Here is a 20,356-nt window from a genome sequence, read left to right on the forward strand (position 1 = left end):
AAAGGGCGGGTAGCCAACGTTCGCCGCGAATTGCGCCAAGAGCTGCTGTGATGGACTGAGCAGGCGTTCTCTGGCTCCAGCGCATATTCCCGGACATTACTATGCCTATCCAGGGGACGTATGCGCCGCCACAAGGTAACCATCCGGCGTGGACCGCACATGGGAGCAATTCTCAGGTCGTGCCCTTGGGGGCTTTGGGTTTGCGAGCCCGCGGGGCCCATTTCTTGGCAAGCCGGTTGAAGCGTTCAAGGATGCTGTCGATCCCGGCATCTTCGGCGTCGAAGTCCCCACCGGACCAGTGGAGCATGTCCTCGTGTTGCTCGTGATCGGGATCGGCGAGGGCTTCGAGGAACTCCTCGTAGCCCCAGGCACCGCCGACGTCCTCGGGTGGACAGGCACCGGTCGCCTTGAGAAGCCGTGGGTAGATCATGCCGGGGATGGCCTCGTAGACCCGCTCGATACGGATGCTGTGGTCCCAGTCATCGCCGAAGTCATAGATATACTGGATCGTCCTGGCGCCGGTGTCCTCGAGCACCTTTTCCAACGTCGTCTTCTTCGCGTCCATGGGGCCGTCGTAGAACCCGTCCGGGTCGGGCACGCCCCAACCGGCATCACCGGCGCGGAACTCGTAGAGGTGGGTATCTGTCCAGCCCATGGCAGCCTGTATGACCGCATGCAGCCGGTCGAGCCTGATCTTCAGCGGCACCTCGATATGGCGCATCGGCTGCGGGTCGACGTCGTTCAGGATGATCCGGAGGCGGGCGATCAGGGTCATGCGGCTATCCTTTGCTCAGCCCGGGCCCAGTTCCAGGGCAACAGATCCGGCACCCGGGAGGCGGTCGTGCCAGGCAACCGGACGAGGACATCGGCGAGCCAGGCCTGAGGGTCGACATCGTTCATCTTGGCGGTAACGATCAGGGAATACATGAAGGCGGCGCGGTCCCCGCCGCGCTCGGAGCCAGCGAAGAGCCAGGACTTGCGGCCAAGGGCGATGCCGCGCAGCGCCCGCTCCGCGGCATTGTTCGTCAGGCAGATCCTGCCGTCCTCGAGGAACCCGGTAAAGGCTGGCCAGCGCTCCGCCTTGAACATGTAGTCGATCGCCTTGGCGACCGGGTTGTGCTTCGACAGCCGGTCGCGCTCGGCACGCAGCCAGTCATGAAGCTCCTCGACCAGAGGCCGGGACAGCTGGTGCCTGGCCGCCTGCCGTTTTGCAGCCGTCAGCCCGTTGATTCCGCGCTCGATGTCGAAGATCGCGTCGATACGGGCCACGGCCTCCAGCGCGACGGGGGAGATATCATGGGCCGGCTTGCCCTTCCGGGCGTTCCCCTTGATGTCGGCGAGCTCGAAGAACTTGCGCCGGGCGTGGCTCCAGCATAGCGCAGACTCGACCGGCCCCGGGTCACGGTCGGCGCGGTAGAGGTCGTTGTAGCCCCCATAGGCATCGGCTTGCAGGATACCCTGCCATCCGGCGAGATGCCGGTTCGGGTTGGTCATTCCTCGGTCGCGGGAGAACTGGAACAGCGCGGCAGGTGGAGCCCCGCCGCCGAAGGGTCGGTCATCCCTGACATAGGTCCAGAGCCGGGCGGTTTTTGTCCCGCCCTTCGCCAACAGCGGCACTGTCGTATCGTCGCCATGCAAGCGGTCGCCATCCAGAACATGGGCACCGATCAACGCATGGATCGGCTCCAGCGCGGCGGCGCAGGCGCCAACCTGGTCGGCGAGGGTCGACAGGCTGAGATCGACGCCTTCCCGGGCATAGCGTTCGGCCTGGCGATTGAGCGGCTGATGCTGTCCAAACTTCTCAAAGAGGATCGTCGCCAGCAGGTTCGGGCCAGCCCATCCGCGCGGCGTGGCGTGGAAGGGCGCCGGCGGTTGGCTGATCTTCTCGCAGGTCCGGCAGGTGAACTTCTCGCGGACGGTCTGGATCACCTTCCACTGCCGCGGGATCACCTCCAACGTCTCGGTGACGTCTTCCCCCATCTTCACGATGCGATCCGAGCCGCAGCAGGAACAGGCCGTGGGCGCCGCGATCACCACGCGCTCGCGCGGCAGATGCTCCGGGAAAGGCTTGCGCGCCGGGCGGCGACGTTTGAGCCCCGCGACGATCGTGGTCTTCGCCAGCTTCTCGGCGGCAATCTCGTCTTCGGTGGCCGCGGCTTCGAGTTCCTCGAGCTGCAATTCCATCTGGTCGATCAGTCGGGCGCGGCGTTCCGAGCTGTGGCCGTATTGCTCGCGTCGGAGCTTGGCGATCTCGAGCCGGAGATGCTTGATCATCGCCTCGGAGGTCGAGACCACCGCCCGGGTCTGCGCCAGCTCGCTCTCGGCGGCCTCGGCACGGGCCTCGGAGGCCGCGAGCGCGGCGCGCAATCTGGCAATCTCGGAAGCGTTGTTCGACATGGCCAAGACCTACCATGCCGGCATCGGAAAGCCCATGCAAATAAGGTCGATGAGGCCAATTTATCCCGCCTTTGCAGGGCGTTGGGTCCAGCGTGGATTGCGCCAGTCGATCCCCTCCAGAAGATAACCGAGCTGGGCCGCGGAGATCTGCACCGCCTCGCCGCTTCCACTGGTCGGCCAGATGAACTTCCCCGCCTCCAGCCGCTTCGTATAGAGCGACATGCCCACCCCGTCGTGCCAGAGAAGCTTGACCAGCTCGCCCTTGCGCCCGCGAAAGCAGAAGATCTCGCCGGCATGGGGATCGCGCCCCAGACCCTGCTGCACCGTCAACGCCAAGGTGTTCATACCGCGCCGCATGTCAGTCACTCCGCCCGCGATCCAGACGCGCACCCCCGCCGGGAACGCGATCATGACGGATCCAGGGCTTGCACGAGGCGCGCCAGCACCATCGGGTCAATCGTGGCCGCCACAGACAGGCGACGGCCATTCGCGAGGGTAATATCTGCCATCAGGACCTCGGCTGTCTCTGGCGTCGGAACCGGTGCAAACGGTCCGCCTTGATCCTCCGCTTCTTCAGGAGCGGCGATGGCCAACGGTGTGAACTGCGGTCGTGCATCGCCGCTCGTCAGCCTGCCTTCGCGGTATTGGCGACGCCAGCGCACCAGCAGGGTGCGGCCAATATCATGACGCCGGGCTGTCTCGGCGACACGCCCTCTACCGCCAAAGCTTTCTTCAACGATGCGCACCTTCTCTTCATCCGTCCAACGCCGACGGCGCCCGGTATCGGTGACAGAAAGGATCTCAATTTCGGGTCTGTATCTATGGTCGGACATAGCTCCGGACCTACGCCGCCAGCCTCAAGTCCGAAAGACGGTCCTCCCCGGAGCCTTACGCCACAAGCGCTTCCGTCATGCCTGCGAAGGGCGGCGTTCTGCACCACGGTTCCCCATGCAGAACCCGAACCAAAATTTCGGCGCTGGAATGAGCTCCTGAATGCGTTTCCACGGGTATTGGTTCGCGACTTTCCGTCGCCGACCGTGTTTCCGGCGCGGTTGCGCCGAACTTGTCCGGATAAATGAACTCGTCATCCTTACGAACGGGTCTGGAAATCTAAGGTTCTTACTGGTCTGCGACCTGCTCGCGCGCCGGCGCGGAAATCGGACTCTCTATGGGTAGCTCGAGGCTGTACCGGACGCCCGTCGAGATGAAGCTCAGCTCAGACTGAGCACCGGCTTCCATCGCAACCAGGTCCTGCAACAGACGGGAGCCGAAACCTTTTCTCGACGGGGCCTCCACGGCCGGACCGCCCATCTCCGACCAGACTATCTGGAGACGGACAGAGCCGTTCTCGCTTGCGCGGGTCCAGCTAAGGTCGACATGGCCTTCAGCACATGAGAGTGCTCCATACTTGACCGCGTTTGTGGTCAACTCGTGCAAGGCCAGTCCGACGATCCGTGCATAGCGCTCTGGCACGCGGGAAGCAGGGCCTGAAATCCGGAGGCTGTCCTGGCTGTCGAGGGAATAGGGCCTCAACACCGCCTCGACGAGTTCTCGCAGGTCGGCACTCTTCGAAGGTCCATAAGCGGAAATCCCGACCGTCGCCGCCAGTGCTCGCAGCCGTCCTTGGAGGGTGGCCTTGTAGGCGATTGCGTCCCCGGTAGCGCTGGTTTGCGATACCAGAGAATTTACGAGGGCAAGCAAGTTCTTGATCCGGTGGTTGAGTTCTCGGATGGCCAGTTTCTGGAACTCTTCTTCCCTCGCCTGTTCGGTCACATCGCGAACCAGCCCAGTGCCTCTCACGCCCTCTGGCGTCTTATGCAAGATGCCAGTGCCGTGCACGCGGATCACCTTCCCGTCCGGGTGAAGAACACGGTAGACGACGTCAAAGGCGCGGTCGCTCTCGACACAGGTTTCAAGTTCGCTGCGCACCGCACCTCGGTCCTCCGGGTGGATGCGCTGCCGCCAAGCCTCGACCGTTGTCTCGTGAGGTGGCAGTCCCAAGATCTCGCGGCCCCGCGCGTCCCACTCGGCAATGTCGGCACCCGTGTCCCACGTACCCCATCCCAGCTCGGAGGCATTCGTAGCGAGGGAGAGCGACTCCATCGTCCGCCTCAGTTGTTCCTCGCTCTCCCTCTGCTCGGTGACATCGGTATTCACACCGACCATGCCGAGGAACTCGCCGTCGTCGGAGAAGCGGGGCTGCGCGACGGTTCTGAGTATCCGGTACACGCCATCGGACCGGCGGTATCGGGCCTCGACCTGCATCTCGGTTTGGTTCTCTATGGCCGCACGAAACGGCTCGGCCAATTGGGCGACCTCATCGGGATGCAGTGAACTCGTCCAGTCGAAATCGGGAATGTCCTCCAGGGCGACGCCCCAGAACTCGCGCTGCATCTTGTTCAGGAAAACGCATTTGCCCTCTGCATCGCCAAGCCAAAGCATTGCCGGAGCACCCTCGATCACCGTGCGATAAATGTGCGGCGAATTGGCCTCGGCGTGCTTTTCGAATTCCTTCCAGGGCATGCAAACCTCCGCGACTGATGCTTGGTGAGTTCGGAATGTATAAGGGAGTTACGGGGCGAAACAAGAAGAAGGCAGGGCCACCGTGGTATTCCGATTCAAATAAAAGCCCTTTTCCAAACGACTTCACGCAACCGGTGCGCAGGGCCCTCTACTCACTAGACGGGCCGCGCAATCGTCCTTCGGCCGATAGCGCGTCCCGTTCGTTCGCTGGGGCGCATCCCCAGACCCGGCGCCGCTGCGCGGCGCATGGGGGAAGCTCCACATCCCCCAAACCCCCAGGGCAGGGATCGTTCGCCACTTTCCCTGCACCCTAAGGCGCCCGTCCGGCAGACCGGGGAGACCTTCGCCAATCTCCCCGGACCCTCTCGGCGTCCTTCCGACGGATCGAAGAGGCGCTCGCCACCCTCTCCGAACTCCCCCGGCGCCTCCGGCGGGTCGAGAGGGATGTCACCCCTCTCGACGCTCTCCCCTGCATCCGCACGTTCTGCCCGCAGGCGAGCGATCAATGGGTCGCGGGAGGGCAGGCCTCGGCGCATGTCTTGCTTGCGTGCTGCGTCTTTGACGCACGCAATCAAGCCAAGCCCCGAGGCCGCGTATCGGGGTTCGTTGGTGAGGTTTCACGCGTCGTTCTTCTTATCAACGACACGAGGCACTCATGCTCCACGATCGATACCTTCGGCTGCTTCCCGGCGGCCAGCTCAAACCGGGCGATATCTTCCTCATGCGCTTCCCTTATGGCTCCGACCGCAAACGTGATGGCGAGTTCGACATCCCGCCCGGCACGCGTCCTTGCTTGCTGCTCTCGCGCGGTCTGATCGGTGATGCACCGATGAACATCGTCGCGCCGGGTGTCAGCCCGGAGGGCCGGTTGCTGCGCGAAGATGACATCGTCATCGCCGATGACGACCAGGCGGCTGCCTGTGGGCTCTATCGTCCCACCATGTTCCGCGCATCGCATCGGCTCTTCATCGCGACCGGGTCCGATCTGTTCGAGCGCAATGCTCGTATCGGGCGCCTCGGCCCGGCGCAGCGCGAACAATTCGAGGCAGTCGAGAAGCTACTCGCAACCGCGCGGCGCGAGGTTCGGTCGCGGCTAAGGCCGCGGGTCGCAATCTACCGCCCGAAACCTCTCATCCAACCGTAAACCGCGCCGCCGATCAGGGCTGCAGCGTCCGTCCGCCTTCTCACCGAGGCGGACGGATCTTGCAGCTCTGCTTCGTCTTCTGAACCCAATTTCTTCGAAAGATTACCCATGACCCACGATAAACATCCCTCCGAACTCACCGCCGAAGAACTCCGCAAAGAGCGCAATGTGCTCGCAAACGTCGTTCACGGTGCGACTGCCATGCCGTCTCCGAAAGATCTCGAGAACGCGCCGCTACTCGAAGACTGGATGCTTTTCACTGGCTTCGAAGACATCTCGCTATTCGGCCGCCTGACCGAAGCCAACGGCCGCACCCGAAAGCTGATCACGCGAGCTCTTATCGCGCTCGATGACGCTCTCGAATGGGCCTACCTCGAAGACGGCTACATGCGCCTCGGACCGCGTTTCTCCGTCGAAGAGGCCCCGCCGCATCTCGCGATGCGAGCCGTCGCGACTGATCTGAGAGGGATCCGCACGCAGCTCGAGGGGCAGGCATTCTGGGCGCAAAAAGCGCTCGATGCGCTTGGCGAGATGCGCTGCGATGCATGATCGCGCGATCGTTCAGAATGATCCTGATGGGATCGGCTGAATCGTCACCGCTGCGGCCCCTCGATGAGGGCCGCAGCGCCCGCAGTTCAGCTTCGAGAGGATATCCGATGTTTCAACAACCGAACCGGATCGGCACTGTGAAAACCATGGCGCACGAGGCAATCGACGCTCTCGATGCGCTGCCGGCTGACGCTCTTCGGGGCGCAGAGTGCGATCGCGATTCTTGCGAGCGACTTGTGACCGAAGGCGACGTAGTCGGCGAGGACTTCCGGGAGGCGGGCGCGGAGATACTGCGCCACCTCGCCAGGATCGAACCGGATGAGACGATTGCGCGTGAGTTCGACAGTGCCATGCGTCGACTTCGGGACGCAATCAACGCGTCGTACCGCCTCGCTGTGGATCTCGGCGTCGAACAGAGGACCGCGATCCGTCGAGCCGCATGAGTGAAATACGACGCCGAACTGCGTCGAAGAGATGGCGGTGGTAATCCGCCTGGGCGCGCCAACAAATCCTTTCCGCATATGCTCCAAACTCAACCGGAACCGGCGCGCCCACACTCCCTCCAACCCAAGCGACGCGGCGTTCGGGACGCATAGCGTTGCGGTGTCTGAAGCTTGATTGGCTCTTCACCGACGAATTTGATGCTAACGGCTCAAAGCCGTGGCTCATTGCTTGTGGAGCGGATGGTCGAAAACTGCGTGAAGCGGATAGGTAGGCCAGATGCAGCGAAGCGTCGTGGCGCGGTAGCCTCTTGATTTTCCTTGGCCATTGTTATCTCAAGGATTGTAAAACTATTTATTTAATCAGGGTCTGGGTGACCAAAGGGGATGAAGTGCGTATTATTGATCTCAATCGCAGCGGGGCAGAGCGTTTCGAGGATGCCAACAAGGTGCTTCAGAACGAAGCTTTTGACCATTTGGGCAAACTAATAACCGGGCAGCTCGATCGTTTGGAGGATTTCAGTTTCACAACCCGGTCGGGCACAGAGCTAAATTACCCCCGTCCCCACGAAGGAATTTTGATCGAAGGCGGGCGCGGAAGCGGGAAAACGACTTTTCTTTTGAATGCTTTGCACGACCTTAACCATGGCAAGGATGGATGGGCTGCAGACCTACATAAACGGCTCCATGTGTTGCCGGTAATCGATCCAACTCTGATCGAAACCAAAGAACACATCATAATTGTCATCATTTCACTTATCGACGCCGCGTTGGAAAAGTTGACCCTGGATGCGGATCAGCAGATGGTGAACCAAGCACGGTCTGAAATGGCAGAGGGCCTGGGGCTCCTTGATGGGATCGGAAAGTCTTCTGCCTATGGGGATGAATGGGAAGACCCCGAATGGATCATGAGCCGTGGGTTGCGCAAGGCGGCCAAGGGAAGAACATTCGAGATAAAGCTGCGAAGATATATCGACGAAGCTCTGAAAGTTTTGAGTAAGAAAGCCTTTGTTCTGGCGTTCGACGATGTCGACACGAACTTTCAACACGGTCACTCCATTCTGGAAACCATTCGTAAGTACCTCGCCTCTCCACAGCTCATTCTTATGATTTCGGGCGATCTCGAGCTTTATGGCCGCTTGGTTCGGCGCAACATCTACGAGACGTTTGGCGAAGGTGTCATGAAGCATGATCCCAAGGTGATCGGCGAAGACAAGACCGGGCTCTCCGAAGCCGTTCGCGAGTTGGAAGAACAATATCTGCTAAAGATCGTTCCGCCGCAGAACCGCATCGCGATGCTTCCACTTAGCGGGATCCTCCAGGCAGTGGACGCCTCAGAAGTCTTTGTCGATCCTATCGGAAACGAAGATCTGCAAGAACTCGTACCTTGGGCCAGCAAGAAAATTCGTCAGCAACTTCTTGAAGGCGATCCCGTGGATGGCAGAGTCCAGCCACCTCATCCTTTCTTCAACGTGATGTCGCGCGAGCACTTGCGCCTACTCATCGGTTATCTCCGCGCGTTGGGAGACCCCGACCAAAGCGCCAGCCGACGCGGCGTCTTTACGGTCTTCGAAACCCGGTTGCGCGCCGCAGGTTTGCAATCTGAACAGTTTTCCCACGCCACATTGGACGACTCGCTTCAAAGAGCCTTTCGGTGGCTGGTTGCTCAGGACAAGCCCACGTCGCTTATTCGGTTTGGCGTTCCGAGCGATACGGAAAAGGCGATCATCCTGCACTGTTTCGCCCTGTCCATCGCCCCCAAATTACACAAATCGCCTGCGGGATGTCTGCGCGCGCTGTTTGCGCTCAACCTGCCCATTTCCATGATGCAGCGCGAGCGTTACGCGATGCCGGATGTGCGCAAGTCAATCTTTGATTTCATTTGGGAAGACGCGAGCCCAGATCTTTTGGAAGTGGCTGGTCGCATCGGCTCGATCAGCCGGTCTGGAAAGGACGAAGAGGGCGCGAACATTGGCAACTTGCGGGCAAGCTCTTTCGGGTCTGTTGGCACGATGCGGGACGTTCGTGGAAATCGCCTTTCCAGACTGTTCGATTTTACACCTGAGGAGATCAAGACAGGGGCCAAAAAGATTAAAGAGGTTGATGAGGTTGTGAAAAAGCAGACCTCCGACTTCTCGAACTCGAAATGGGTTCGAAGTTTGGCAAGTGATGAAGAAAGAGCCGAGTTAAGTGCCGAAAAGGGAATTCTTTGGTTCCCGCTCGAGGACCTCGAAGCGCGCAGTGGTCAATTCAAGGACGTGCTCGGATTGGCAACATTTGACCGTTTCAGTAGTCGAGGAGAGCAGTTCCGCTCGATTTCAGCGCTCTCGCTATTCGCTGCAATCGGCGAGCTTCTGGCGCGAGATGACGTCAGAGATCTTGGCGCTATGGCACCGACTTCGATTATGCCAGCCTTCATGCCAGACGCGAAAGTGGCGCGCGAAGGATCGATCGATGTCTCATCAACTTCTGCAGATGAGGAAGACGAAAATAACGACGAGGTCGAGGCCGTAGACGAAAGCTCTGGATATGCCGCGTTCCTAAAAAGCTTACAGGCGTGGCATGAATTTGCGCGTGCGAACTCGGAACATGCAGCTTTATCGCCGGCAATGTTGGCGCGCGTTTCCGAACGAATTCACGATCAACTGATCGCACTGGATGAAGCCGTGCAGGTGGACTGGAAGACGGGCCACATCCTTCATCGCCAAATCACAAACATCTTGCATGCTTTGCTCGTAGTCTCGTCTGGTTGGTCCGGGCGTCTCGTCTCACCCAAAACTTCTGATCGTCCCTTTGTCGAGGGCCTACAACGTGCCGCCGCAGATGATGCGCGCAGGTTCCATTCGCTGGCCGCAATTGTGATTTCCTGCCCGCTTATCTGGGCGTTCCTCAACCCACAAGAAACCTACAAGCAAAGTGGGACCAACTTGCAGGTTCTGCGCGATGAGGTGGAGAAAGCCCTGAAGACTTGGCAGGAGGCGCGTGGGTCCAAAGAGGCGATATTCGATCCGGAGTGGTTAAGAGCTCCGGCAATAGAAATTGCGATTGGGCGCAGCATCAAAAGCAAGTCTCAACGAACGGTAACGCAGAATGGCTTCTTCGATGTTCTGAACGTGGTGCCTTGCTACTCACCGAAATCCGGCACCTCAAAATGATCGACGACGGGCCCGAGCAAAAAGCCCGGCTTCGCGGGTTGATTGATATTGCCAAGGCAACGCTCTCGAACGTCCATCTTGCCCGATTTCTCGAGCATGAGGCGTCGGGAGGCTGCACTGCGGACCAGCTTCAATCACTTTGGGGACAGCATAAAACGCGCGACATGCTGAAGGCGGCTCATGCGAGCGGGCGCTTTCTTCACTACCGCAAGCTGAACCCAAAGCTGACGGACGAAGCCATCGAGAACCGCATTGCACTGACTGCGGAGCAATTAGACATTGAGGTGCGCACTAGCCGCATCAAGGTTCTTGATGACCCGTCCAAATGCCTGATCCCGGTGCTCACCCTTCTGGGCGAAACCTTCCTTTGCGAAGGGCGCGACGGGTCTTTGCGTGTGCATACGCGGCTTTTGGCCGAATGGCAGGACTTGATACTTGTTGTCCCTCCGATGTTGATCACAGCGGCTTGGATGGCGGCGCGCCGGCCAACGTCGTACGAAGACCGCCAATCTCTCTCTGCACTGAAGAGCTTTCAGAAGCGGGTACAGCGATGGCTGTGCGACAGCACACTGCCTGTGGATGACGATCCTTTCTTGGATCAACTTTGTCAGTCAGAAGGGCTCGGCGAAATGCACATGCACCTGAATGGCACCACAGAAGCGGAGAAAATCTGGATCGATGCCCTAAGGCGCCCCGAAACCGTTGTCGGAGCGCTGTCGCACAAAGTCGTATCGCGAGAATCCGGCTTGCATGTTGCAATTGGGAACGGCGTTGAACGGCTGCTTCAGCAAGAAGACCAAAATCTCTCGCCAAGGCGACTCAGAGTCCGGGTGGATCAGGCAATCGCGCTTAAAGCCTTTCTTTTGGAAAAAGTGGGCCAAGATTGCCCAAGGGACGCTCGATCGGCGGACATTTCTTACAAGAATGTTGTTGATAACCGAATTGCCGAATCCCAAGTGTCGAGGACAACCGCTGAAGCCCTGCATCTGATCGACATCATCGGAACACTCAATCAACCGGAGGCCCGCGAGATGTATGGCGTGGCTTTCTATTGGTATGCTTTGCTGCGCGCGCAATTCTGCCGCCTGTTGGTCCAGCAGGTTTCACAGGTGGGCTTTGACCAGTTTCAACATATTACTTTGAACGAACTGCGGGAAACGACGGAAAAGGACTTCGCCGATCGGTTCCGGCAGATCGAACGGGGTGTGCAGGCACCGGTCGATTTCCTTGAGGGGCGCTTTGCTCCAAAGGCGACGCCAGATGGCACTGCAAGACGTCTTATGCAAATGCTACGCGGGTATCTGGAGTTCTTGGACGAGAAACCAGACGGAACGCCGCGAAAGCATCGACATGGCCAGCTATCCGATCCCAAGAAGACTCCGATCTCACTTCCGGAACTCATTCGACTGGTCCGAGTTTTCGAAAACGGTTCTGATATCTTCCCGTCCAGTGAACGCCGATTACGGCTCGGCTTGGTTGCGCATTTTATCAAGCGGACCGATGGGAGCGAACTGGAAAAGTTCTATCAACGGACGCAGCCTACGCCAGTCTGTCGGGACGCCAAAGTGAGACGTGAAGCCGATCAGGCCGCGCGGGCTCTGGTCGTCCTCATGAAAAGCACCTCGGGTCTATCAGAGCTTATCCGCGGAGTAGATGCCGCAAGCAACGAGAGGCACGCTGGTCCCGAGGTCTTCGCACAGGTCTTCCGCAGGATGCGACGGGCGGGCGTGCAACGCTTTACTTATCACGTTGGAGAAGATTTCGTTCACTTGGCCTCAGGTCTTCGCGCCATCTCGGAGGCCGTGCATTTCCTAGATCTCTCCGCTGGGTGTCGCATTGGCCACGGAACCGCGGCAGGCCTGTTGCCGGACAAATGGTGGAAAGCCCAAGGGGATGCGGTCGTCCAGACCATTGAAGATCGCTTGGATGATCTCGTCTTCGTATGGGGTCTGTTGCGACAAAAGTCCTTGCTTCCACAGAAAATCGTCCTGATCGAGATGGAAATCCGTCGATTGGCCATGCAGATTTGGAAGACTCCCGCTCTTACGCCTGACGTTCTGCACCGAGCTTGGAAGCTGCGACACCTTGATCCGATTGTGCGAACATATGGACGTTATGACGTGGACCCTGACCGAAACGCAGAGATCAAGTTGTTTCGTGACAGCGCTGTAAAGGATCCGGACGCACATTCTCAGTTTCTGCGGCGCCATGGTATCGACGTAGAAGCAGACGTTTTGGCTCGCGCAAGGCAGCCGATCTTTGTCGAGCAGGCCTCGGATGTTTTGTCCGCGGATGTCCTGCTCGTTGTTCAATCCGCGGTTTTGGAACTGCTGCAATTCCGTAGTATCGGCATCGAAACCTTGCCCAGCAGCAACGTGCGCATCAGCATTCATGAAACCTACGACGATCACCATATTGGCAGGTGGCTGGGATATGGCAGTGACTTCTGCGCCACTTCAGTTGTCGTCGGATCGGATGACCCAGGCATTTTCGCCACCAGCCTGCGTATGGAGTATGCCCATATTAAGCGAGCGCTGCAGGCCCATGGTGCCGGAATCCATGCCGATGCCAACCTGCAAGAGATGTGTAAAGCCTCTAAAAGGTATCGGTTCTGACGGCCAAAATCTGTCTTGGCAGAAAGCGAATTCATCTTTGCTTTGAGAATGGAGCGCGGATGATATGGCTGTACCTTCGTAAACCCTGCTCCCGGCGCATCTCGTTCGTCGGTGGTCGGAGCCGCGAATGACTGAAGACCGCCCATTTCGAATGTGAGGCCGCCCTTTAGACGAACACGAGGGCGGGCTCGTCCGCAATGAACTGGAGCTTCATGCCCACCGCTCTGAAACGCGAATTTCATTTTTGTCGTGTTCCCGTTTCCGCGCTCTGACCGATGAACCCAGCTTCTTCGTAGGACCCCGAACGAAGGAGCTTACCATGCCATCCGCCCCCATTAGCGCCGCCAACGATACGCTCGATGAAGCGACGATCGTGCCGCCAGCCTGCAACGCGATCGCCCGGTTGCTGGCGCGTGCTGTTGTCCGGGATCTCGCGAATGCGATCCCCGCAAACAGCCCCGCCGCGCCTCAGAAGGAGACAGCACAATGACGAAACGCGTCGCGATCTACGCCCGCTACAGCTCAGGTCTACAGAAGCAGACTTCGATCGACGATCAGGTCGCGATGGCGGAGCGTTTCGCGGCCGAGCGCGGATGGGTGGTGACACATCGTTTCACGGATTACGAGAAATCGGGCCGCAACACGCGCCGCGAGGGTCTCCAGGCACTGTGCGCTGCGGTCAACGCGCGGCAGGTCGATGCGATCGTCATCGAAGCCGTGGATCGTCTCACCCGCAAGATTGCGGACGCGCTTAATCATTACGAGCTGTTCCAGTTCCAGCAAGCTGAGCTCTATTCGGTTGCCGAGGGTCAACAGGATTTCTTCAAAGTTCTCATCAACGCGCTTGGCGCGCAGCTCTATGCGCAGATGATCGGTGAACACACGCGCCGTGGCATGGTGCAGGGGCTCACCCGGAAACGGCTTCACACGAGCGCTTACGGCTACCGCAAGCGTGACGGCGACGAGGGGCTCAATCGCGAGATCGACCCCGAGGAGGCGGAGATCGTGCGCCGCATCTTTAGCGAGTTCTCCGACGGGCATTCGACCCAGGCGATCGTAAAGCGGCTAAATCACGAGGGCATTCCGGCCCCGCGCGGCGGCACGTGGGATATCAGCACGCTCCGAGGGAATCCGCTGCGGTTCGAAGGCATGCTGCGCAATCGTCTCTACATTGGTATCGCGAGCGTCGCGAAAACTTCGCGCCGCTATCATCCCGAAACTGGCAGCAAAGAGGTCTACGAGACCCCTGGCGCGGCCGCGGAGATCGCGGTTCCGGCTCTGCGGATCATCGACCAAGATCTCTGGGATCGCGTTGAAGAGCAGCTTGCGACCCAAGCGGCAAAAACCAAAAGCAAGGGTAATCCCGTTGGGGCCCGGCGCAGCAAACACCTGTTGAGCGGCCTGCTGGTCTGCGGATGCTGCGGCGCGACTTATATAAAAGTTGGTCGAACGCATTTCGGATGCCGCGAAGCCCGCAAAGGCGCGTGCAACAACAAGACGACCATCCGCCGCGACCGGATCGAGGCGCGTGTCTTCGCGAAGCTCCGTGGCACGTTCCTGACGCCGGAACTGGCCGCAAGCTTCGACGCGGCGCTCAAGGCGGAGTACAAGGCGCTGGCGAGCGCCCAGGGCGCAAATGCCGTAACTCGGCTCGAGCGTCGCCTTAAGAAAGCGCGTACCAGCCGCCAACGGATCTTTGATGCGATCGAGCAAGGCGCACCCTACAGCGCCTACAAAGCGCGCGCCGAAGACCTCGAACGCGAGATCGCCGATCTCCGAACCGAGCTGTCTCAGCATCATGAGACCCGCGCGGTCCTGCCGCAACTTCCGACCGACAGTGCCGCGCTCTTTGCGCGCGCCGTGCAGGAACTCGAGACACTACTCGCCGACCCCGAGCTTGTTCACCAGGCCAATGAGCATCTTCGAGAACTAATACGGCGGGTCGAGTTGAAACCCGACCCAGACGCACCAGACGCCCTTGCCGCCGAGATCCTCACCGATCTCGGCGCTTTGCTTTCCGCGGGGGGCGTTACGCAAAGTGTCGTCGATATTTTCAGCGCTACGAGGCAACTATCGGTCAGGCAGGGGGCGCTGCCCCCTCTTGGCTGCGCCAATTCACCCCCGGGATATTTCCGCCAAGAGGAAGGGCGCGCGGGATAGGCCTTCGCCTTGGTCGAAATATCCCGGGGGAGCGCGTCAGCGCGGGGGCGGAGCCCCCATCTGCATGACCAACCCCGGAGGCCCCATCGCCGCGATTGCAAGGCGCGCGCGGGCAGGCTAAACGAGCGCGCATGATGAACCGTCCCGCGCTCCCGCCCGAAATCGCCCGTCGCCGCACCTTCGCGATCATCTCGCACCCGGATGCGGGCAAGACCACCTTGACCGAGAAGTTCCTGCTTTTCGGTGGCGCCATTCAGATGGCGGGGCAGGTGCGTGCCAAGGGCGAGGCGCGGCGGACGCGTTCGGATTTCATGAAGATGGAACAGGATCGCGGGATTTCGGTCTCGGCCTCGGCCATGTCCTTCGAATATCGCGACTTCCGCTACAACCTCGTCGACACGCCCGGCCACTCGGATTTCTCGGAAGATACCTACCGGACGCTGACGGCGGTCGATGCGGCGATCATGGTGATCGACGGCGCGAAGGGCGTGGAGAGCCAGACCCGCAAGCTCTTCGAGGTTTGCCGGTTGCGCGACCTGCCGATCCTGACCTTCTGTAACAAGATGGACCGCGAGAGTCGGGATACGTTCGAGATCATCGACGAGATCCAGGAAAACCTTGCGATCGACGTGGCCCCGGCAAGCTGGCCGATCGGGATGGGCCGGGATTTCCTCGGCTGCTACGACATGCTGCACGACCGGCTGGAGCTGATGGACCGCGCCGACCGCAACAAGGTGGCGGAATCGATCAAGATCTCCGGCTTGGACGACCCGAAACTGGCCGAACATGTGCCTGCCGATCAGCTCGAAAAGCTGAAAGAAGAGGTAGAGATGGCGCGCGAGCTGCTGCCGGCTTTCGACCGCCAGAGCTTCCTCGAGGGACACCTGACGCCGATCTGGTTCGGCTCGGCGATCAACAGCTTCGGCGTGAAGGAATTGATGGACGGGATCGGCGAATTCGGCCCCGAGCCGGAGGTTTTCAAATCCGCCGGGCGCGATGTGGCCCCCGAGGAGAAGAAGGTCGCGGGCTTCGTGTTCAAGGTGCAGGCGAACATGGACCCCAAGCACCGCGACCGCGTGGCTTTCGTGCGGCTCGTCTCGGGGCATTTCACGCGCGGGCAGAAGCTGCTGCATGTGCGCTCGAAGAAGCAGATGGCGGTGTCGAACCCGGTTCTGTTCCTCGCCGCCGACCGCGAACTGGCGGAAGAGGCCTGGGGCGGCGACATCATCGGTATTCCGAACCACGGCCAGCTGCGCATCGGTGACGCGCTGACCGAAGGCGAAGCGCTGCGCTTCACCGGCATTCCAAGCTTCGCGCCGGAACTGCTGCAATCTGTGCGTGCGACCGATCCGATGAAGGGCAAGCATCTGGAAAAGGCGCTGATGCAATTCGCCGAAGAGGGCGCGGCCAAGGTGTTCAAGCCCGCGATCGGCTCGGGCTTCATCGTGGGCGTCGTCGGCGCGCTGCAATTCGAGGTGCTGGCCAGCCGGATCGAGCAGGAATACGGCATCCCCGTGCGCTTCGAGGCCTCGCAATTCACCTCCGCCCGTTGGGTGCTGGGCGACAAGGCGGCGGTCGAGAAGCTGGTCAATGCCAACAAGCAGCACATCTCCTATGACCATGACGGCGACGTGGTGTTCCTCACGCGCCTGCAATGGGACATCGACCGGGTCGAGCGCGACTATGAGGGCGTGACGCTGTCGGCGACCAAGGAAATGATGCAATGACCCATGATTGGCCGCAGCTTGTCTCGGTGAGTGTTGGACTGATTGGCGCCATCTTGGGAATTTTTGGCGCCATGTTCTCCTATTACCAGTGGCAGAAAAGAGCCCGTGCGGAGGACCTGCGCTATGAGGAAGTATTGAAGTGGTCGCTTCAAGGTATAGCTGCGTTACGCGGTCTTCATTTCAACATGCAAGCGCCCCATGGTACTGTGGATCGCTCAGCGGAGATAACTGCTGCGAGTAAACAGTGCTCAATCCTGCTCGATCAGGGCCGCCTTTTCTTCGCGAATTCAAAGGAGGGTGCATGCAAAGATCTGGGAAAGGGCCGCTTGAGAGTAAACCAAGGTTGCCGTCCTAAAATCCTTGACTGTCTTAAAGTAGGGTATCTTGCCGCGAAAGAATGGTCCGAAGCCTCTGAGGCGAGACGAAAGGACCTTTCCGGAGCGACGGAACTCGCGGCTCAGAAGTTCGTGGACTACATGCAAATGGAACTTGGACGCTCGATTGTCGGAGACGCTGAGCCTGCTTCGGGAGGCACCAGCAATCCGCTTAACGTCTATTTGAACGAAGCCTGCACCTACTCGAGAAGAATATGACCACGCCCCTTCCCCCCGAACTCGTCTCGATCCTGTGCAACGAGGCCAGTGCGCCGGAAGACGTGCGCACGGTCGAGGCGCTGGTCGATCTGTGGCTGGCCGACAATGCCGAGGAGCCCGAGGGCGAGGAGTTCCCGTGGTCGGTTCTGTGCGTCTTCGAGCTGCGCGAATATCCCGAGGTGCTCTGGACCTTCATCCGCAAGGCGCTGACGGGGGCCACGACGATCTGGCAGGTGGTGATGCTCGCCGCCGGGCCGCTGGAGGATCTGGTGGCGGAGCATGGCGCGGAGTTCATCGACCGGATCGAGCGCGAAGCGCGCCATTCCGCACGCTTCCGCTTTGCGCTGACAGGCGTCTGGCCGCAGGGCGAGGAGGACCCCACGCTTTGGGCGCGGATCGAGAAGGCGCGCGCGGCGGCGATGGATACCGGGCTCGATATGGGCGGGCCGCTGCCGCCGAAATGAGCGCAGGCGCATCGCGCGCCAATTAACGAAAATCACATCTCTGCGCCTGAGCTGTGCAGCAGTGCGCGCCGGACCTACCTCTGAGCAAGGAGGAGATCATGGCGCAGCTGTCTCGGGTATCCGGCAAGAGAATGGCGCGGTTCCTGCAAAAGCAGACCCGTTTCTACCAACCCTTTGGCGTGATCCCGACCCGTGCGCTGCGCGCCACGCTGCGGCCGGGCGATGTGCTGCTGGTCGAGGGCGACCGGCGGATTTCGGCGGCGATCAAATATCTTACCCATTCCACATGGTCCCACGCGGCTTTCTATTCGGGCGGTCCACCCGGCGGCGAGCTGATCGAGGCCGATCTGGAGGCGGGCGTGCGGATCGCGGGGCTTGCGGCCTATGCGCATCTCAACACCCGCATCTGCCGCCCCGTGGGGCTTGGGCACGACCGGATCGAAGAGGTGATCGATTACATGCAGAGCGCGGTCGGGCGGCAATACGATCTGAAGAACGTCGTCGATCTCGCGCGGTATCTGCTGCCGCGCCCGCCTGTGCCACATCGGTTTCGGCGGCGGATGCTGGCTTTGGGATCAGGCGACCCGACGCGGGCGATCTGTTCGACCGTGATCGCGGAGGCGTTTCACGCGGTCCACTATCCGATCCTGCCCGATATCGAGATGGGCAGCGCCGACAGTCAGGGCGAGATCCTGCATATCCGGCACTCGTCCCTGTTCACGCCGCGCGATTTCGATCTCTCGCCCTATTTCGACGTGATCAAGCCGACGCTGGAAGACGGGTTCGATTTCCGCAAATTGCCACTGGCGGAGTGACGCCGGAGGAGGGGAGCCTCCGGCGGGGATATTTATATCAAGAAGAAGCGGGGAGGCGCCATTTGGCCGGGCGCATCGTCTGCGTCGTTACATCGCGAAGGAGACGCCGCAGCCGCAGGAGCTGGATGCGTTCGGGTTCTCGATCACGAAGCGCGCGCCGATCAGTTCTTCGGTGAAGTCGATCGTGGCGTTCTCGAGGAACGGCAGCGAGACCGGGTCGATCAGAACCTTCTGGCCCGCGCCTTCAAGCACGATGTCGTCGCCTGCAGGCGTCTCTTCGAGCTTGATATCATACTGAAAACCGGAACAGCCGCCGCCCTCGACGGCCACGCGCAGCGCCTGCGGCGCCTCGCGACCTTCATTGATTTCCGCCAGACGCGCAAAGGCGCGCTCGGTCACTTTCGGAGGGAGTTGCATCGGATTGGCCTTCCTGACCCCACGGGGCCTGTATTTCCGTCACATCCGAGATATAGGAGGGCCGAAGCGTGCCGACAAGACGAGGTTTTACCAGTGCTCAAGCCCTATGCCTGCCAGCCCGGCGAGAGCCGCGGGCGGCTTCACCCCGAAAGCATGTCCACTTTCCGCTCGCCATTCCAGCGTGATCGGGACCGGATCATCCATTCCTCGGCCTTCCGACGGCTCAAGCACAAGACGCAGGTCTTCGTCGAACATGAGGGCGATTACTATCGCACGCGCCTGACCCATACGATCGAGGTGGCGCAGGTGGCGCGCACCATCGCGGGCACGCTGGGGCTGAACACCGATCTGGCCGAAGCGGTGGCGCTGGCGCATGATCTGGGCCATCCGCCCTTCGGGCATACCGGCGAGGACGCGCTGGCCGAGCTGATGGCGCCTTACGGGGGCTTCGATCACAATGCGCAGGCTTTGCGGATCGTGACCAAGCTGGAGAAGCATTACGCGGGCTTCGACGGGCTGAACCTGACTTGGGAGACGCTGGAAGGCATCGCCAAGCACAACGGACCCGCGATTTCCGACAAGGGCGGCTCGCACAGCTTCCCGAGCCGCGAGGAGCTACCCTATGCGCTGGCCGAGGTCGATGCAGCCTGGGATCTGGAGCTGGAGACCAATGCCAGTGCCGAGGCGCAGGTGGCGGCCGTGGCCGATGACGTGGCCTATAACCACCACGATCTGCATGACGGCCTGCGCGCGGGGCTCTTCGACGAGGATGACCTGTGCGAATTGCCGGTGATCGGGGCCTGTTTCGCCGAGGTCGACAAGCTGCATCCCGGTCTCGACCGCACGCGCCGCCAGCACGAGGCGCTGCGCCGGGTCTTCGGCGTGATGGTCGAAGACGTGATCGCGGTGGCCGAGAACCGGCTGACCTCGCTCGGGCCGCAATCGGTCGATGATATCCGCCAGATGGACGGGCCGATCATCCGCTTCTCGAAGCCGCTTTATCAAAGCCTCAAGGTGCTCAAGCAATTCCTGTTCGAGCGCATGTATCGCGCGCCCTCCGTCGTGGTGGAGCGCAAGCGCGTGACCGAAATGATCAACGCGCTGTTCCCGCTGTTCATGGAACGCCCGGAGCTTCTGCCCGAGGAATGGCAGGAGGAAGTCTCCCGAGCGCGCATCCTTGGCGGCGACTGCACGCGGCCCGAATCGAAGCAGGCGCTGGCGCGGGTCGTGCTCGATTACGTGGCCGGAATGACCGACCGCTTCGCCATTCAGGAATATGATAGGCTGGTGGGGCGCGGGCGCTGAGGCGGAACAACTGGCCCTCCGTCTCGTTGTGCTCGCGAAGGCAACGCATAGG

Annotated in this window: 18 protein-coding genes; 12 read left to right on the top strand and 6 right to left on the bottom strand. The window is 60.6% G+C overall.

Translation table 11 applies throughout. The features are described from left to right. Positions 1-172: 172 nt before the first annotated feature. The 5 genes from AXZ77_RS06400 to AXZ77_RS06420 form a co-directional block, all read right to left on the bottom strand. The gene (locus AXZ77_RS06400; RefSeq protein ID WP_098410084.1) at positions 173-775 is read right to left on the bottom strand and encodes a plasmid pRiA4b ORF-3 family protein; all 603 of its coding nucleotides are present in this window, start codon (positions 773-775) and stop codon (positions 173-175) included. Then, a complete protein-coding gene (locus tag AXZ77_RS06405; protein WP_098410085.1) occupies positions 772-2,397 on the bottom strand; it encodes an IS66 family transposase in 1,626 nt (541 codons plus the stop codon). The genes AXZ77_RS06400 and AXZ77_RS06405 overlap by 4 nt, the downstream gene beginning before the upstream one ends. Positions 2,398-2,457: 60 nt before the next feature. After that, positions 2,458-2,808 carry an IS66 family insertion sequence element accessory protein TnpB gene (tnpB, locus tag AXZ77_RS06410; RefSeq protein WP_098410086.1) on the bottom strand — a complete coding sequence of 117 codons (351 nt, stop codon included), beginning with the start codon at positions 2,806-2,808 and terminating at the stop codon, positions 2,458-2,460. Continuing rightward, positions 2,805-3,230, bottom strand: coding sequence for a transposase (locus AXZ77_RS06415; protein WP_098410087.1), 426 nt, complete (start codon positions 3,228-3,230; stop codon positions 2,805-2,807). The genes tnpB and AXZ77_RS06415 overlap by 4 nt, the downstream gene beginning before the upstream one ends. 286 nt (positions 3,231-3,516) lie before the next feature. Further along, complete coding sequence (locus tag AXZ77_RS06420) at positions 3,517-4,920, bottom strand: sensor histidine kinase (RefSeq protein WP_098410500.1); 1,404 nt, start codon at positions 4,918-4,920, stop codon at positions 3,517-3,519. A 655-nt stretch (positions 4,921-5,575) separates the two neighbouring features. On the opposite strand from AXZ77_RS06420, the gene AXZ77_RS06425 reads away from it, so the two are divergent. The 11 genes from AXZ77_RS06425 to AXZ77_RS06470 all read left to right on the top strand — a co-directional run bounded on the left by AXZ77_RS06425 (position 5,576) and on the right by AXZ77_RS06470 (position 18,582). Continuing rightward, complete coding sequence (locus AXZ77_RS06425; protein ID WP_098410501.1) at positions 5,576-6,064, top strand: hypothetical protein; 489 nt, start codon at positions 5,576-5,578, stop codon at positions 6,062-6,064. A 108-nt stretch (positions 6,065-6,172) separates the two neighbouring features. Continuing rightward, positions 6,173-6,613, top strand: a complete 441-nt coding sequence (locus AXZ77_RS06430; protein ID WP_098410502.1) for a hypothetical protein — start codon at positions 6,173-6,175, stop codon at positions 6,611-6,613. Positions 6,614-6,720: 107 nt separating this feature from the next. Beyond that, positions 6,721-7,056, top strand: a complete 336-nt coding sequence (locus AXZ77_RS06435) for a hypothetical protein (protein WP_098410503.1) — start codon at positions 6,721-6,723, stop codon at positions 7,054-7,056. A gap of 371 nt (positions 7,057-7,427) precedes the next feature. Further along, the gene (locus AXZ77_RS06440) at positions 7,428-10,208 is read left to right on the top strand and encodes a hypothetical protein (RefSeq protein WP_098412456.1); all 2,781 of its coding nucleotides are present in this window, start codon (positions 7,428-7,430) and stop codon (positions 10,206-10,208) included. Continuing rightward, positions 10,205-12,823: an adenosine deaminase gene (locus AXZ77_RS06445; RefSeq protein WP_098410504.1), complete on the top strand. Its 2,619-nt coding sequence runs from the start codon at positions 10,205-10,207 to the stop codon at positions 12,821-12,823. Before AXZ77_RS06440 ends, AXZ77_RS06445 begins: the two co-directional genes overlap by 4 nt. Before the next feature lie 319 nt (positions 12,824-13,142). Then, entirely contained in the window at positions 13,143-13,313 is a 171-nt protein-coding gene (locus tag AXZ77_RS19535) for a hypothetical protein (protein WP_176535976.1), read from the top strand. Next, a complete protein-coding gene (locus AXZ77_RS06450; protein ID WP_098410505.1) occupies positions 13,310-14,983 on the top strand; it encodes a recombinase family protein in 1,674 nt (557 codons plus the stop codon). The genes AXZ77_RS19535 and AXZ77_RS06450 overlap by 4 nt, the downstream gene beginning before the upstream one ends. A 131-nt stretch (positions 14,984-15,114) precedes the next feature. Continuing rightward, a complete protein-coding gene (locus AXZ77_RS06455) occupies positions 15,115-16,710 on the top strand; it encodes a peptide chain release factor 3 (protein ID WP_078539575.1) in 1,596 nt (531 codons plus the stop codon). Next, a complete protein-coding gene (locus tag AXZ77_RS06460) occupies positions 16,707-17,303 on the top strand; it encodes a hypothetical protein (RefSeq protein WP_098410506.1) in 597 nt (198 codons plus the stop codon). The genes AXZ77_RS06455 and AXZ77_RS06460 overlap by 4 nt, the downstream gene beginning before the upstream one ends. Beyond that, entirely contained in the window at positions 17,300-17,767 is a 468-nt protein-coding gene (locus tag AXZ77_RS06465) for a DUF6869 domain-containing protein (protein ID WP_078539576.1), read from the top strand. Before AXZ77_RS06460 ends, AXZ77_RS06465 begins: the two co-directional genes overlap by 4 nt. 98 nt (positions 17,768-17,865) lie before the next feature. Then, complete coding sequence (locus tag AXZ77_RS06470) at positions 17,866-18,582, top strand: lipo-like protein (RefSeq protein WP_098410507.1); 717 nt, start codon at positions 17,866-17,868, stop codon at positions 18,580-18,582. Positions 18,583-18,669: 87 nt separating this feature from the next. Here AXZ77_RS06470 and AXZ77_RS06475 read toward each other — a convergent pair whose 3' ends face one another. Beyond that, positions 18,670-18,999 carry an iron-sulfur cluster assembly accessory protein gene (locus AXZ77_RS06475; protein ID WP_078519481.1) on the bottom strand — a complete coding sequence of 110 codons (330 nt, stop codon included), beginning with the start codon at positions 18,997-18,999 and terminating at the stop codon, positions 18,670-18,672. Between the two features lie 93 nt (positions 19,000-19,092). Between AXZ77_RS06475 and AXZ77_RS06480 the strand changes: the two genes are divergently transcribed. Beyond that, positions 19,093-20,304: a deoxyguanosinetriphosphate triphosphohydrolase gene (locus AXZ77_RS06480; RefSeq protein ID WP_098410508.1), complete on the top strand. Its 1,212-nt coding sequence runs from the start codon at positions 19,093-19,095 to the stop codon at positions 20,302-20,304. The last annotated feature ends 52 nt before the right edge of the window (positions 20,305-20,356 follow it).

This window comes from Thioclava sp. ES.031, assembly GCF_002563775.1.
Lineage (GTDB): Bacteria > Pseudomonadota > Alphaproteobacteria > Rhodobacterales > Rhodobacteraceae > Thioclava.

What these genes read in the sequence shown, in the direction of transcription:
- AXZ77_RS06400 (WP_098410084.1), bottom strand. Translation starts at nt 775, where the DNA reads ATGACCCTGATCGCCCGCCTCCGGATCATCCTGAACGACGTCGACCCG.
- AXZ77_RS06405 (WP_098410085.1), bottom strand. Translation starts at nt 2,397, where the DNA reads ATGTCGAACAACGCTTCCGAGATTGCCAGATTGCGCGCCGCGCTCGCG.
- tnpB (WP_098410086.1), bottom strand. Translation starts at nt 2,808, where the DNA reads ATGATCGCGTTCCCGGCGGGGGTGCGCGTCTGGATCGCGGGCGGAGTG.
- AXZ77_RS06415 (WP_098410087.1), bottom strand. Translation starts at nt 3,230, where the DNA reads ATGTCCGACCATAGATACAGACCCGAAATTGAGATCCTTTCTGTCACC.
- AXZ77_RS06420 (WP_098410500.1), bottom strand. Translation starts at nt 4,920, where the DNA reads ATGCCCTGGAAGGAATTCGAAAAGCACGCCGAGGCCAATTCGCCGCAC.
- AXZ77_RS06425 (WP_098410501.1), top strand. Translation starts at nt 5,576, where the DNA reads ATGCTCCACGATCGATACCTTCGGCTGCTTCCCGGCGGCCAGCTCAAA.
- AXZ77_RS06430 (WP_098410502.1), top strand. Translation starts at nt 6,173, where the DNA reads ATGACCCACGATAAACATCCCTCCGAACTCACCGCCGAAGAACTCCGC.
- AXZ77_RS06435 (WP_098410503.1), top strand. Translation starts at nt 6,721, where the DNA reads ATGTTTCAACAACCGAACCGGATCGGCACTGTGAAAACCATGGCGCAC.
- AXZ77_RS06445 (WP_098410504.1), top strand. Translation starts at nt 10,205, where the DNA reads ATGATCGACGACGGGCCCGAGCAAAAAGCCCGGCTTCGCGGGTTGATT.
- AXZ77_RS19535 (WP_176535976.1), top strand. Translation starts at nt 13,143, where the DNA reads ATGCCATCCGCCCCCATTAGCGCCGCCAACGATACGCTCGATGAAGCG.
- AXZ77_RS06450 (WP_098410505.1), top strand. Translation starts at nt 13,310, where the DNA reads ATGACGAAACGCGTCGCGATCTACGCCCGCTACAGCTCAGGTCTACAG.
- AXZ77_RS06455 (WP_078539575.1), top strand. Translation starts at nt 15,115, where the DNA reads ATGATGAACCGTCCCGCGCTCCCGCCCGAAATCGCCCGTCGCCGCACC.
- AXZ77_RS06460 (WP_098410506.1), top strand. Translation starts at nt 16,707, where the DNA reads ATGACCCATGATTGGCCGCAGCTTGTCTCGGTGAGTGTTGGACTGATT.
- AXZ77_RS06465 (WP_078539576.1), top strand. Translation starts at nt 17,300, where the DNA reads ATGACCACGCCCCTTCCCCCCGAACTCGTCTCGATCCTGTGCAACGAG.
- AXZ77_RS06470 (WP_098410507.1), top strand. Translation starts at nt 17,866, where the DNA reads ATGGCGCAGCTGTCTCGGGTATCCGGCAAGAGAATGGCGCGGTTCCTG.
- AXZ77_RS06475 (WP_078519481.1), bottom strand. Translation starts at nt 18,999, where the DNA reads ATGCAACTCCCTCCGAAAGTGACCGAGCGCGCCTTTGCGCGTCTGGCG.